Genomic DNA, 13,160 nt, shown 5'->3' on the forward strand with positions numbered 1-13,160 from the left:
CGTGGCTAATGCCGACTCATGGTCAGACAGTCGGCCCGAACACGCCGCGGACCATGGCATCTGCCATGACGATGTCTCCGGTCACGAGGTCCGGCACCAGCCGCGCCATGGCCGCCCATCCCGGGTAGGCGCTGAGCAGTTTGCCCAGGCTGGACATCTTCTTGTGCGCGTACATGCGGGTGGCCAGGGCGAACACCATGGAGATCACGGGCGCCAGCGCCCAGCGGTTTTCCGGAGTGTCGGTATCCACGCCCTCCAGGCGGTCGAAGCGCACGCGCGCGGAGAGGTACAGCTGCCGGTTCGCGGCCTTCACCTTGCGCAGCAGCGTGACGGCGGTCTTCATCAGCTCCGGGTCGCCCAGCAGCTCGGAGAGTTCGGCGCGCTTGTTGAAGGTCTCGAACACTGCGATAAGGCGGCTGTTTTCCTCGCTCAGCGCGCCCGGCACCACTCCGGCCTTGCCGAAGAACATGTCCAGCACGGCCTTCTGTTGTGCGGGGTCCATGTGCGCGATCTGCACGGTGGTGCTATCGATGCACGCCGTATCCAGGGACACGTCGCGGCCGGTATCGACGGTCTGCACGGCGGGTTGCCCGGCGACCTTTTTGAGCTCCTGCCGCAAGCGCTTGTCTTGTTCTTTTTCTTCTGACGCCCCTTCAGGGTCAACCAGCGACATGTCCCCCAGGATCTCGAGGGCTGCGATCCATGGGGTGTTCGAGCGCTCGGCTTCGGCTCCCACCAGGGTGGAGTGCACCAGCCCGGAGAGGATGAACTGCGCGGGGCGGTCAGCGGCGGGAACCAGGGACTGCGACATGGCGTGGACGGATTCGCGCGGGTTGTTCGTCAGCGCGGTGCGCAGGTTGTCCAGCACGTCGAAGCGTCCGCGCAGCCAGCCGGCCTGTACGTCCCAGAGGGTGGAAAGCGTGGCGGTATCGCTGGGGAGCTCTTCGGATTCGCCTGCCAGGAAGGCGGCCAGCTGCACCCACGGGTCGGTGTCGGCGTCTTCCTTATTGGCCCCGAAGTAGCCCTCGGCCTGTGCGACGGCGGCGTGTTGGCCGGCGGCGACGGGAGCCCGCAGGTAGTTGAAGCGGTCGCGGCCGAAAAGCTGCACGCTCAAGGGGCCAGCGCCCACGAGCTCGGCGGGCAGTGTGCCCTGGGCTAGAGTGCCCTGATCTAGGGTGCCTGCAGCACTGGGCGTAGCTTGCAGCTCCACGAAGTATGCGGCCTGCCAGGGCGCGGTGATGGGCCAGACCCACGCGCCGGCGCCCGGCGCGCCGAACTGCACCGGGGTCTCTTCGGATTCGTCCTCGCCGTGGATGAACAGGGCGTCCCCGTCGACGGAGGCTGTGTAGTCGAACCCGGGCACGATGCGGGCCAGGCGCACGCTCACGCGGCGGTCCTCCACGAACTCCAGCTCGATTGCTCCGGAGGTCAGCGTGGCCAGGGACCCGGCGGCGCTGGCGAGGTCCACGAACCAGGTGACCTCGTCTATCGTTTCCAGCTTCAGGGTGCGCACGGGCGAGCCGTGGTGGTTGCGGATCACCACGCGGGCGTCGTCCATCAGCGCCAGGTTCTTCGCCTTGGAGCCCATGCCGGGGCGGAAGCCGGGGCGTACGCGGAAGCGGGTCTGCGTGTCGATGGAACGGGCGGAGACTTCAATGGGGTCGGTGCGCCACATCGGATCCTCCCCCTGCATCGTCAGCTGGTAGCGCAGGCGGGAGGGCTTGACGATGACAGGCAGCGCGTCGCCCGCGTCGGTCTGCACGACGGTGGTGCTGAAGCGGTCAGTGGGTCCGAGCTTCTGCGGCGGGATCTTCTCGAAGGGCTTCTCCCCCGGCAGCAGGCGGACCGTCACAGGGCTTAGGCCCCCGGCCATCGGCAGTCGTGTCTGGGTGCTGGGCCCGCCGAATTCCATCTCCAGGGATAGTCCCTCCACCAGGGCGTATTCGTGGCGGAAGGATTCGTTGCGGGGTCCGCGCAGGCGCACCAGGTATTCGCCCACCCACGGGCTATCCCACGCCTCGGGGTCGAATACGTCGAACACGCCGCCCTCGGCGGGAACCTCCAGCGGTTCCTCGTCGGAGACGGCCTCGCCGGTCTCTCCGGGACCCCCATAGGCGGAGACAGACAGGTACCAGATCTCGTCCGCGCCGGAAATCGTCGGCGGGAACTCCACCTGCAGACTCTGGGAGTGGATCACCTTGCCGGAGGTGGTCTCCACGCCACCCACCACATCGTCGGGCTCCACGAACTGGGCGCGCTGGCGCGGATCTACGGCACGCACTCCGGCCATGGACGGGCTGCGCTCGCCCGGCTTGGCGATGTGCAAGCTCAGGCATTCACTCAAATCCAGCCGGCGGATAACCCAGCCGTTCCAGCTCTTCATCGGCTGTTCTTCCAGCACCGGGATGTCCGCCCCGGTCACCGGGTCCACGGCGGAAGTCTCGGAGGGAACCACCACGTACACCTGCTCGTGGTGCAGGGAAACCCGGTCGGTAAGGTCCGTGCCACGGATGGTGAACACAAGCACGGGATCCTCTGTATCCACCAGCGGTAGCTGCCAGTGCTGGCCGTCGTTGGCGTTGCGCACGCTGACCTTGCGTAGCGGCTGGCGCACGGGAATGTCCAGGATCTCGGTCACGGCCCGGCCGGCGTTGTCCGCGTGCATGGTGCGGAAGGCCGCGGGCTCGCCGTCGAAGTCCACGCGCCAGCGCACCTCAGTATGCACCTTCCCCTCGCTTTCCAGTGGCTGCGAAGGCAAGCGTAGAACTACGCGCTGGCGCAGAGTGTCTAGCTGCAGGCGCGGCTGGTCTTCACGGTGCGCCACGCCCACGCTGTGACGCCGATCCTGCGTGCCCACCGGCCTTTCCCGCAGCTCTTCAATCACATCCTCCAGGATGAGTGCGGGCAGTTCCACGGCGGGAAGCGTGTACTCCCAGGAGTCCGGGTGCGCGGCGGCGTGGGAGACGATCTCCACGATCGGGGCGATCAGCTTCACCGCCGCCTCCGGCAAGGTGGCACACAGCGGACCTACCTGGCGCGGTTCGTCGGCCAGCTCGGCCACAACTGCCCGCGCAATGTCGGCGGCGTCGGCTCCCTCCCCACTGTCCCCACTGTCTTCGCTGTCCGCCCGGCGGTTATCCACCAGCTCGATCAGCTCCGGCACCCAGTCAGAGGCGATGCCCACGTGGGCAAACAGGCGCCCGAGCTCCCCGTCCGGCCCGCCGGATACCGCATCCATGGGATCCAGCCCAGCGGCGGAAAGTAGCTCCCCAAACCGCCCCTCGATCAGCTGGGTACGTGTGGGCGTCGGCTCCAAACCAAGGCCGTACCAGTACTCGGCTGGCAGTTCCGAGACCTCATGGAACCGCGCGGCGCGGGAGAGCAACGTGGCGATCGTCAGCGCGGGACAGGCCTGCAGCAAGGCCTCCTCTGTGGAACCGGCGGCGACCTGGCGGGCGATGAAGGTGCCGAAGAAGCGGCTGGTGCGCTCCAGCTCGTCGCCGTCGATGTCTAGCTCTACGAAAAGTTCCACGTCGGCCAGCTTTCCGGCCAGAGCCGCCTCGGTGGACGAGGCCCACGGCAGGAGCGAATCCTGCATGTCGGAGATCGGGCTGGTGGTAGGTGCTGTGCTGGCTGGGATCTTCTCGCTAGAACTCACGCGACCATCCTACGTCACCGGTCAGGCGGTCTTCTCGGGAGCCATCCTCTGCGAAATCACCCTGGTCACGCCGTCGCCGCGCATTGTCACACCGTACAGCACATTGGCTACGTCCATGGTGGGCTTCTGGTGGGTAATAACGATCAGCTGGGAATCCTTCCGCAGCTCCTCGAACAGGGCGATCAGGCGCCGCAGGTTCACGTCGTCCAGGGCAGCCTCAACCTCGTCCATCACGTAGAACGGGCTCGGGCGGGCCTTGAAAATCGCCACCAGCATCGCCAGCGCGGTCAGGGACTTCTCGCCACCGGACAGCAGCGACAGGCGCTTGACCTTCTTGCCCGGCGGGCGGGCCTCGACCTCGATGCCGGTGGTCAGCATGTCGTCCGGGTCGGTAAGCACCAGGCGACCTGCGCCTCCCGGGAACAGGGTGCTGAAGACCTGCGGGAAGGCAACCTCGACGTCCTGCCAGGCCTCGGTGAACAGCTGCAGGATCGTGGCATCCACGTCCGCGATCACCTCGTGCAGGTCGTTGCGCGCCCGCTCCACGTCGTCCAGCTGCTGGGCCAGGAAGTTGTAGCGTTCCTCCAGCGCCTTGAACTCCTCCAGCGCCAGCGGGTTCACCTTACCCAGGGAGTTCAGTGCCTTCTCGGCCTTCTTCAGCTCGGCCTTGGTGGCTGCCGCGTCGAAGTCCTCCGGCAGTTCCTCGGCCAGCAGCTGCTCGGCGGTGAGCCCCAGTTGTTCCATCGCGCCGGCCACCGCCTGCTCGATCTTGACCTGCGCCTGGGTGCGCGCCAGCTCGGCGGAGTGCGCGTTGTCGTTCATGCGCCCCAGGTGCGCGGTCAGTGCGGAGACCTTGTCGCGCTGCTGTGCCATCGTGGATTGCCACTGCTTGTGCGCCTGCTCGGTGTGCGAGCGGTTGGCCTCGGCGGTGGCCAGCGCGTCGGCGATGCGTTCGGCGATGCGCTGGGCCTGTTCGCGCACGCAGGTGGCCATCTCGCGGGCGGCTGCTCGGCGGGCCTGTTGCTGCTGGTGATGCTTGCGCGCAGCTTCTTCTGCGCGAGCCTGCCGGCGCAGGTTCTCTGCCTTGCCGCGGGTGGATTGCGCGCGTTCCTCGGCGGTGCGCTGGGCCAGGCGGGCTTCCATCTCCATGGCCTTGACCTGCGAAAGGTGCAGCGCGGCGGCATCTCGCTCGGCCGAAGAGGGCTCGGTCGTGTGCTCCTCGTCGTCCACGCGCGCCACGCGGTCGGCCAGCTCGTCGAGTTCCTCGGTGGCCTTCGCCAGGCGCTGCTCGGCGGATTGTTGCTCGGCGGTGCTGCGCTCCAGTTGGCGCTGCGCGGCCTCGCCCTGCTTCTGCAGTGCGCTCAGGCGCTTAGCCGCCGCATCGCGCAGTGCCCGGTGCTCCTGCTCCGCCGCGCGCGCTGCAGCCGCCGCGGTGCGCAGGTCGCTGGCCGCGTCGAGCGCACCGGATAGTGCGGCCTGCAGGTCGCCTAGTTCCTTCTTTTTCTTCGTGACGCCCTCTGTCTCCGCCGCGATCCTATCCGCCAACTCGACAGGGGTGGTCCCGCCGGAACCGCTGGCGACCCACCCGGCGCCGTAGACGGAGCCGTCCTTCGTCACCGCACGCAGGCGAGGGTCCGCAGCCACGACCTTCCGGGCTTCCGCCGCACTGCCCACGGCCACCACGTCCACCAGCAGGGCAGTCAGGGGGCGCAGCAGGTCGGCGGGCACGTCCATCAGGTCCAGCAGCCACCTGCCTGCGGAGACGTCCGTATCCAGGCGGAACGTCGCGCTCGCTTCCCCCTCCGGGGATCCCGGGTCGAGCAGCACCGCGCGGCCTTCGCGGGCATCGGTAAGGGCGGAGATGAGGGCGTCAGAAAGAGGGGCAACAATTCCCGAGCTCGCCGCATCGCCCAAAACGGCGGCCGCGGCGGCACCCCATCCGTCGTCAATGTGCAGCTGCTCGGCCAGGCGGCGGGTGGCGATGCCCTCCTTGTCGGCGGCGCGGACAACCACCGCAGCGCCGTCGGTGGGTGTCAGGCGGTCCTGCCAGGCGGCAATGGTGGCCTCGGCGGTGGCGATGTCGCGCTCCAGCTGCAGCTGCTCGGCGCGCAACTGTTCGGCGCGCTCCTCCGCGCCGGCGGCTTCGCGGTCGGCCTGTGTGCGGGTTTCCTCCAGGTCGCCGCCCGAAGCCTCGGTCTCGCGCAGAGCCTCCTCCGCCTCTGTGATGTCCTCCATCAGGCTGTCGAGGGTTTCCCGCTGCTCGGCAGCATTTTCTTGCAGGCGCTCGACCTCCGCGGCGGCGTTGTCGCGCTGGGTGGCGGCGGCCTCGTGCTGGGCCAGCAGGCGCACCACGCCCTCGCGCCGGTCGGCAATGGCGCGGACCTGGGCGAAGTGTTCTTGTTCGGCGGCGTGGGCGGCCTCCTCTGCCTCGGCGACCTGTTCGGCGATCGTCTCCAGCTTCTCGGCGGCGATCTCCACGTTCTCTTCCAGCTCCGCCTGCTCCTCGGCGGCGCGCTCGGCGCGTTCCAGCAGCTCTTGCGGGTCGGGGCCCGACCATTCGGCGACCTGAGCCTGATCCGCGCGGTCGCTGGCGATGCGCAAAGTGGCGGAGTTCTTCTCCTGCACCGCGGACAACCGGTACCAGAGGTTCTTGGCCGCCTCGGCTTCCTCCAGGGCGGTGCGCAGTTCTTCCTCTGTGACGGCCAGGGTCTCGCTGTGTTCTTCCAGCTCAGCCTGTAGTTCGGCGCGCTGTTCGGCCAGCATTTCGCTGCGGCGCGTGGAGTCGTTGAGCTCCTCGGATAACTGCTTGACCTTGTGCGCGGCCAGCTGTACGCGCGTGCTGCGGATGGTGGCCTGCACGGCGGAGGCCTTCTGCGCGGCCTCTGCCTGGCGCGCCAACGGCCCGAGCTGTTTGCGCAGCTCGTCGGTGAGGTCGTGCAGACGGTCGAGGTTAGCCTGCATGTTGACGAGCTTGCGTTGCGCCTTTTCTTTTCGACGCCGATGCTTCAGCACACCAGCGGCCTCCTCGATGAAGGCGCGGCGCTCCTCGGGGCGGGATTCCAAGATCTGTGATAGTCGGCCTTGTCCGACGATCACGTGCATTTCGCGGCCGATGCCGGAGTCACTCAGCAGCTCCTGGATGTCCATCAGGCGAGCCTTGGCGCCGTTGATCTCGTATTCCGAGGCACCGTCGCGGAACATGCGGCGGGTGATGGAAACCTCGGAATATTCGATGGGCAGCTTGCCATCGGAGTTGTCGATGGTCAGTGTGACTTCCGCGCGCCCCAGTGGTTTACGGTCCCCCGTTCCGGCGAAGATGACGTCTTCCATCTTCCCGCCGCGCAGGGTCTTAGCGCCCTGCTCCCCCATGACCCAGGCCAAGGCATCTACGACATTGGATTTTCCGGAGCCGTTCGGCCCCACAACGGCGCAGATGCCTGGCTCTAATTTCAGGGTCGTCGCGGACGCAAAGGACTTGAATCCTTTGAGCGTCAACGACTTTAAGTGCATTGCCTGATGCTATCAAACAGCTAGGCGGTTGCCCCGGTGGGAGCCTCGCGGCGCTGGCACTCCGGGTCCGTGCCATCCCAGCACTCGACGTTCTTCAACTCCGGCAGGCTGTCGCGGTGGAAGATCGGATCCATGCCCGCGGCCTTCTGCTGGGAGAAGTCCCGCAGCAGCTTGATGGCCACACCGCCCAGCGGGACGATGGCGCAGAGGTTGATCAGAACCATCGTCGCGGCGAAGGTGTCGGCCAGAGACCAGACCAGCGGGACGGTACCGATGGCGCCACCGAACACACAGAGCACCACAAGCACGCGGAAGACGTTCAGCTTGGTCTTGGACTTGGTGAAGTACTCCACGTTCGCCTGAGCAAGGTAGTAGTTGCCCAGCACGGAGGAGAACGCCAGGAAGAACAGGATGATCGTGATGAAGTGAGTGCCCCACTCGCCCACCTGTGCAGATAGCGCGCTCTGGGTCAGGTTGGCAGTCTGCACGCCTTCACCATAAGCCGGATCGGAGAGCAGGATGATGAAGGCCGTGATGGTACAAACCACCAGCGTGTCGAAATACACGCCCAGGGTCTGCACCAGACCCTGCTTGACCGGGTGCGATACTGCCGCGGTGGCGGCGGCGTTCGGTGCAGAGCCCTGGCCGGCCTCGTTGGAGAACAGACCACGGCGCATGCCGTTCATGAACGCTGCGCCCAAGGTGGCACCGGCGATCTCCTTGATGCCCAGGGCGTGCTCCACGATGGTGCCGAACATCGCCGGAACTTCGCTGATGTTGATGGCCAGCACGATCACGCCCAACAGAATGTAGGCACTGGCCATGAGCGGGACGATCACCTGTGTGGCGTTAGCGATGCGCTTCACGCCGCCGAAGATCACCAGCGCGGTCAGCGCGGCCACCAGCAGACCCGTAGCGATCTTCAGCCAGGTGGCATCGGCCGCAATATTGGGGTTAAGGGAGTGCAGGGAGGAACCCGCGGCCTCCGCGATGGAGTTGGTCTGCACGGCGTTATACACAAAGCCATAGGTGATGGTGATGGCGATGCCGAAGATCAGCGCAAGCGGCTTCGCGCCCAGCCCCTTGGTCATGTAGTAGGCCGGGCCGCCCACGTAGCCGTCCTTATCGCGGGTCTTCCACAGCTGCGCCAGCGTGGCCTCCACGAAGGCGGTCGCGCCGCCGACGAGGGCGACGATCCACATCCAGAACACCGCGCCCGGGCCACCCAGGGTGATGGCGATAGCCACGCCCACCACGTTGCCTGTGCCCACGCGGGACGCTGCCGAGATGCTGAATGCCTGGAACGCGGAGATGTTCTCTCCGCTCTTGCCGACCGCCGGTTCCTTCACCGAGCGGAACATGTCCGGCACCATGCGGATCTGCACTACCAGGGTGCGAATGCCGAAGTAAGCTCCGGCTGCGAGCAGGAAGACGGGGATGATCTTCCAAATATTTTCGTTTAGCGTATTCGCCACGAAATTTTCAATTGTTTCCATGCGCAGGAATTTACCCGAAACTAGTGCCAGAAAATAAATGCGACATGTTCACTTTTCTTGGCCTATCGTTGCAGCTCAGGAAGCTTTAAGTTTTTGCTGTTCGCCCGTGGCACTCCTACTGCTGGCACGTCGCGCAATAGTGCGTCGACCGCCCGCCGACGACAACCCGCTTGATCGGTTCCCCGCACCTCTTACAAGGTTCACCGCTGCGCCCATACACGTTCAGCGAGCGCGAAAAGTACCCCGACGCACCGTTTACGTTCACATACAGCGCATCAAAGCTGGTTCCGCCCTGCTCCAAGGCGCGCTCCATCACTTCCGCCGCCGACTCCAACACCCGGTGCAGGGTGGGCCTACTCAGCAGAGCCGCGCTGCGTCGCGGACGCACCCCAGCCAGAAACAGCGCCTCGTCGGCGTAAATATTGCCGATGCCGGAGACGACCTCCTGGTTCAGCAGCACCGTCTTCACCGCCGCGCGCTTGGACCTCATCCGCTCCACCGCTGCCTGAGCGTCGAAGACGGCCTCTAACGGATCGGCAGCAATGTGGCTGACGTTCTGGGGTAAAAAATTTTTTGGTGACGCCACCCCGGCCCCCACCGCCCACGGATCCGGCACGGCTTTTTCCAACCGCCACTCGCCGAAGGTTCGCTGGTCCACGAAGCACAGCTCGCGCCCATCGGATAGCCCGGCCCGGATGCGCACATGCGGGGATTGCACCTGGCCGGGCTCGGCCACGAGCATCTGGCCACTCATGCCCAGGTGCACTTGCAGCAGGAAGTCCTCGCCGAAATCCAACCACAAAAATTTTCTGCGGCGTTTCACGGCGGAGACGGTGGCGTCACGAAGAAAAGAAACAAGAACTTCCGGATCCCCGGAGCGCACGGCGCGCGGGTGACAAACCTCGACGTCGGTAAAGCGGCGGCCAACCAGGTGTTCTTCGAGGCCGCGGCGGACGACCTCAACCTCGGGGAGCTCAGGCACGTTCGTTGAGCTTCTGCACGGCCTGCTTGGCGGCGGCGTGCTCGGCGACCTTCTTGGTGTGCCCTTCGCCGTGGGTCACCAGGTCCTCGATTGTGACGGTGGCGTAGAAGGTCTTGTCGTGCTCCGGGCCTTCGCCGCGCACCTCGTAGGTGGGCAGGGGCAGCTTCATGTCAGAGAGCTTCTCCAGCAGCACGGTCTTCCAGTCCATTGTCAGGCCGGTGGTGGGAGCCTCGGTAATCTTGTCTGCGAACAGGCGCAGCACCGTGGCGCGGGCGACCTCGAAGCCGTGGTGCAGATAGATCGCGCCGAGCATGGACTCCACGGAGTCCGCCAGGATGGAGTGCTTATCCTTGCCGCCGGTCAGCATCTCGCCGCGGCCGAGCAGGATGTACTCCCCCATCCCGAGGCGACGCGCGACATCCGCCAGGGCGTACATGTTCACCACTCCGGAGCGCATCTTGGAGATGTCGGATTCCGCGCGCTCCGGGAACTGGCGGTACAGCTGCTCCGCGACGGCCAGGCCCAGCACTGCGTCGCCCAGGAACTCCAGGCGCTCGTTGTTCGGCAGGTGGCCGTTTTCGTTGGCGAAGGAGCGGTGGGTCAGCGCCAGTCGCAGCAGGTCGTCGGGCAGCTCCACACCCCACGCCTCCAGCAGCGGTGCGTGGTCGGACTTGCCATAGGCGGCGTTGAGGGCGGCCTCGCCGGTCAGTCGGCGTTTACGAGCCATGTGGTTTCGGGGTGCCTTTCTTGAAGTTTCTTTAGGGTTTTAGAGGTTCTTGAACTTCTCCAGGCCGGCCCAGCGCGGGTCGGGGCGGTCTTCTTCCTCGGCTTCCTCGCTGATGCCGTCCGGCGCCGGGGTGTCCTCGCGGCATTCGGAGCCGAAGTCGGAGCACACGGGGCTAAACGGTGCGTTCAGGCCGGCCTCGTCGATGACCAGCTGGGTGATGTCGATGGCGTTGTCCTGCACCAGCAGCGGTTCTTCCTCGTCCTCAGCATCGTCGCCCTCGGCGCTGTCATCGGTGATGAAGTCCGGGGTCAGGCCGAAGACGTCGCTGATGGAGTACTCCAGGGTGGTGGACAGCTCCTGCAGGCAGCGGGAGCACGTTCCCTTGGCCTCGCCGCTGACCTGCAGGTTGGCCATGATTACCTCGCCCAAGTTCGCCAGGGTTCCATGAACTTCGACGGGTGCGCCCTCTGCCACGCCCAGCATGTTGCCGCCCCACGGTACGGGGGACGCCCCCTGGGCGTCGACCGGCTCGCTGAGTCCAGTTGGGATGTCGCCGACTGCAAGAACGAAGGGGTTACTCATACCCTTCTTTCTACCCGTCTATCGCTGCTGACGGTAACCGTGGGGGTCGGAATCGTTCTGGTATCCGGCAGTGCCGTTCTGGTATCCGGAGGCACCGGCGCCCTTGCGCAGTGCGGATCGGTCGCGGTTAACGGTACGCAGCGTGGTGGTGAGGGTGTCCTCGAACTCGGCCAGGGTGGAATCGACGTAGCGGTCGCACTCGGTGCGCAGGCGGTCGGAGTCCGCGTGGGCGGATTCAATAATGCGGTTGGCCTCGGCCTCGGCGTTGCGGACAACCTCGGAGTCAGAAACCAGGCGGCGCTGCTCGGCCAGGCCTTCGTCGACGGAGCGCTGGTAGCTGGCGTTACCTTCGCTGACCAGGCGCTCAGCTTCGTCGGCGGCGCGGGTAGTGACCGTCTCGTACTCGCGGCGGGCGTCGCTGACCAGGCGGTCGGCCTGATCCTCGGCCTGGGCGACGGTGTTGGTTGCACGATCCTGTGCATCCTGGAGGATCTGGTTCGCGCGTTCCTGCGCATCCTGCACGATCGCGTCGGCTTCGGAGTTGGCGCTGGAGATGGTTGCGTCGGCCTGGTCCTGGGCGTCGGCGATAATGTCATCGCGGTGGTCGAGGACGTCCTGCGCGTCGTCCATCTCAATGGGGATCGCGTTGCGCATTTCGTCGAGAATGTCGAGCACCTCGCGCCGCGGAACCATGCAGTTGGAGGTCATGGGCACGCCGTAGGCCTGCTCCACCATTTGCTGAAGGTCATCCATACCCTGGAATGTCTTGTACATGGCCTCCACTGTGCCATCACTTGACCTCAACTACAGGTTTAGACACGCCTTGACGGGCGCTAGCCGCGGAACTTCTCCTCCAGCGCCGCGACGACCGGCTCCGGCAGCAGCCCGGAGACGTCGCCTCCGTACTTCGCGACCTCCTTGCACAAGGTGGAAGATACGTAACCGTACTCCGGGGAGGTCAGCAGGAAGTACGTCTCCGCGCCCGACAGGCGCTGATTCATCTGCGCCATCGGCAGCTCGTACTCGTAGTCCAGGGAGCTGCGCAGCCCCTTGACCATCGCCTGAATATTGTTCTCGTTCAGGTAGTCCACCAGCAGCTTGTCCCACGTATCGACCGTAATGTTCTTAGGCCCATTGGGGATGGCAGCGATGGACTTCTCGATCAGCTCGATGCGCTCTTCGGCGGTGAACAGGCCGTTCTTGTTCGGGTTATAGGTCACCAGAACCACGACCTCCTCCCAGTTGGCAGCGGCGCGGGTGAAGATATCCAAGTGACCCAGCGTGATGGGGTCGAAAGATCCGGGGCAAACTACTCGCATGGCACCTAACCTAACCCTCGCCCCGCCAAATCGCCATGTCGAAGCGGGCGATTCCGTAAGTGCGCTTCTTGAGCTTCTGCCCGGTCGGCTCGAAGCCTTGCGGCCACGCGGTTTCGGGTGAAGCACTATTGCGCTCGACCACCACGACGGCGTCACTAGTAAGAACAGGAATCAGCGCCTCCACCATTTCGGCGACAGCCTCGTCGGTGAGCTCATAGGGCGGGTCGGCCAGCACCATCGTGTAGTGGTTGCGCGGGGCACCGGCCAGGAAGGATGACGCCTTCGCCTCCACCACCTGCACCTTCGCCTCGGGCACGACGCGCGCGTTGTCCTTGATCGTCTTCACCGCCGCGTCGCTGTTGTCCACCAGGGTGACCTCCTTGGCCCCGCGGCTCGCGGCCTCCAGCCCGAGGGCGCCGGAGCCGGCGAAGAGGTCCAGCACGACCTCGTCGACGAAGCCAAAGCGGACCTGCAGGGAGGAAAACAGTCCTTCGCGGGCGCGGTCCGAGGTGGGGCGGGTGCCTTCGCTGGGCACCTTGATGCTGCGGCCGCGGGCGGTTCCGGAGATGATGCGTGTCATTGTGCTTTGCAGTCCTGCCTAGTCGTTACTCGGGGTCGTTACTGGTGGTGGTCTTATTGGGGCTCGACCCGCAGAATCACGTCCCCGCCGTGCACATCCACGTAGTCCTGCGAGTTCGTCCTGCGCACCACCCCGGGCCCCGGCGCGAGCACGGGCGCTTCCAGCTTCAGCGATTCCACCGTGCACAGCGCGTCGCCGGTGTTTACGGTTTCTCCGTCGGCGACGAGGAAGTGCACAACTCCCGCGAATGGGGCACAGATTTCCATGCCCCAGAGTCTAGCAACTGGGTCGGCTGGCTCTTCTCCC

The 13,160-nt window shown here is 65.7% G+C and carries 10 protein-coding genes; all 10 read right to left on the minus strand.

Going from position 1 to position 13,160, the window contains the following annotated elements; translation table 11 throughout:
• Positions 1 to 22: 22 nt before the first annotated feature.
• Positions 23 to 3,658, minus strand: coding sequence for a hypothetical protein (locus HMPREF3166_RS03560; RefSeq protein ID WP_246816916.1), 3,636 nt, complete (start codon positions 3,656 to 3,658; stop codon positions 23 to 25).
• Between the two features lie 21 nt (positions 3,659 to 3,679).
• Complete coding sequence (gene smc / locus HMPREF3166_RS03565; RefSeq protein WP_070487688.1) at positions 3,680 to 7,168, minus strand: chromosome segregation protein SMC; 3,489 nt, start codon at positions 7,166 to 7,168, stop codon at positions 3,680 to 3,682.
• Between the two features lie 20 nt (positions 7,169 to 7,188).
• A complete protein-coding gene (locus tag HMPREF3166_RS03570; RefSeq protein ID WP_070487690.1) occupies positions 7,189 to 8,664 on the minus strand; it encodes an alanine/glycine:cation symporter family protein in 1,476 nt (491 codons plus the stop codon).
• 115 nt (positions 8,665 to 8,779) lie between these two features.
• Positions 8,780 to 9,646 (minus strand): bifunctional DNA-formamidopyrimidine glycosylase/DNA-(apurinic or apyrimidinic site) lyase, encoded by an 867-nt coding sequence (gene mutM / locus HMPREF3166_RS03575; RefSeq protein ID WP_070487692.1) that lies wholly within the window; start codon positions 9,644 to 9,646, stop codon positions 8,780 to 8,782.
• Positions 9,639 to 10,373: a ribonuclease III gene (gene rnc, locus HMPREF3166_RS03580; RefSeq protein WP_034986375.1), complete on the minus strand. Its 735-nt coding sequence runs from the start codon at positions 10,371 to 10,373 to the stop codon at positions 9,639 to 9,641. Before rnc ends, mutM begins: the two co-directional genes overlap by 8 nt.
• Positions 10,374 to 10,412: 39 nt before the next feature.
• Complete coding sequence (locus HMPREF3166_RS03585) at positions 10,413 to 10,955, minus strand: YceD family protein (protein WP_070487694.1); 543 nt, start codon at positions 10,953 to 10,955, stop codon at positions 10,413 to 10,415.
• 18 nt (positions 10,956 to 10,973) lie between these two features.
• Positions 10,974 to 11,729, minus strand: a complete 756-nt coding sequence (locus HMPREF3166_RS03590; protein ID WP_070487696.1) for a DivIVA domain-containing protein — start codon at positions 11,727 to 11,729, stop codon at positions 10,974 to 10,976.
• 59 nt (positions 11,730 to 11,788) lie between these two features.
• Positions 11,789 to 12,274 carry a pantetheine-phosphate adenylyltransferase gene (gene coaD / locus HMPREF3166_RS03595; protein WP_049050432.1) on the minus strand — a complete coding sequence of 162 codons (486 nt, stop codon included), beginning with the start codon at positions 12,272 to 12,274 and terminating at the stop codon, positions 11,789 to 11,791.
• 10 nt (positions 12,275 to 12,284) lie between these two features.
• Positions 12,285 to 12,854 (minus strand): RsmD family RNA methyltransferase, encoded by a 570-nt coding sequence (locus HMPREF3166_RS03600; RefSeq protein WP_049050431.1) that lies wholly within the window; start codon positions 12,852 to 12,854, stop codon positions 12,285 to 12,287.
• 53 nt (positions 12,855 to 12,907) lie between these two features.
• On the minus strand, positions 12,908 to 13,120 hold the full coding sequence (locus HMPREF3166_RS03605; RefSeq protein ID WP_070487698.1) for an acyl-CoA carboxylase biotin carboxyl carrier protein subunit: 213 nt from the start codon (positions 13,118 to 13,120) through the stop codon (positions 12,908 to 12,910).
• Positions 13,121 to 13,160 lie beyond the last annotated feature (40 nt).

The sequence above is a fragment of the Corynebacterium sp. HMSC08A12 genome, from assembly GCF_001807485.1.
GTDB classification, from domain to species: Bacteria; Actinomycetota; Actinomycetes; order Mycobacteriales; family Mycobacteriaceae; genus Corynebacterium; species Corynebacterium evansiae.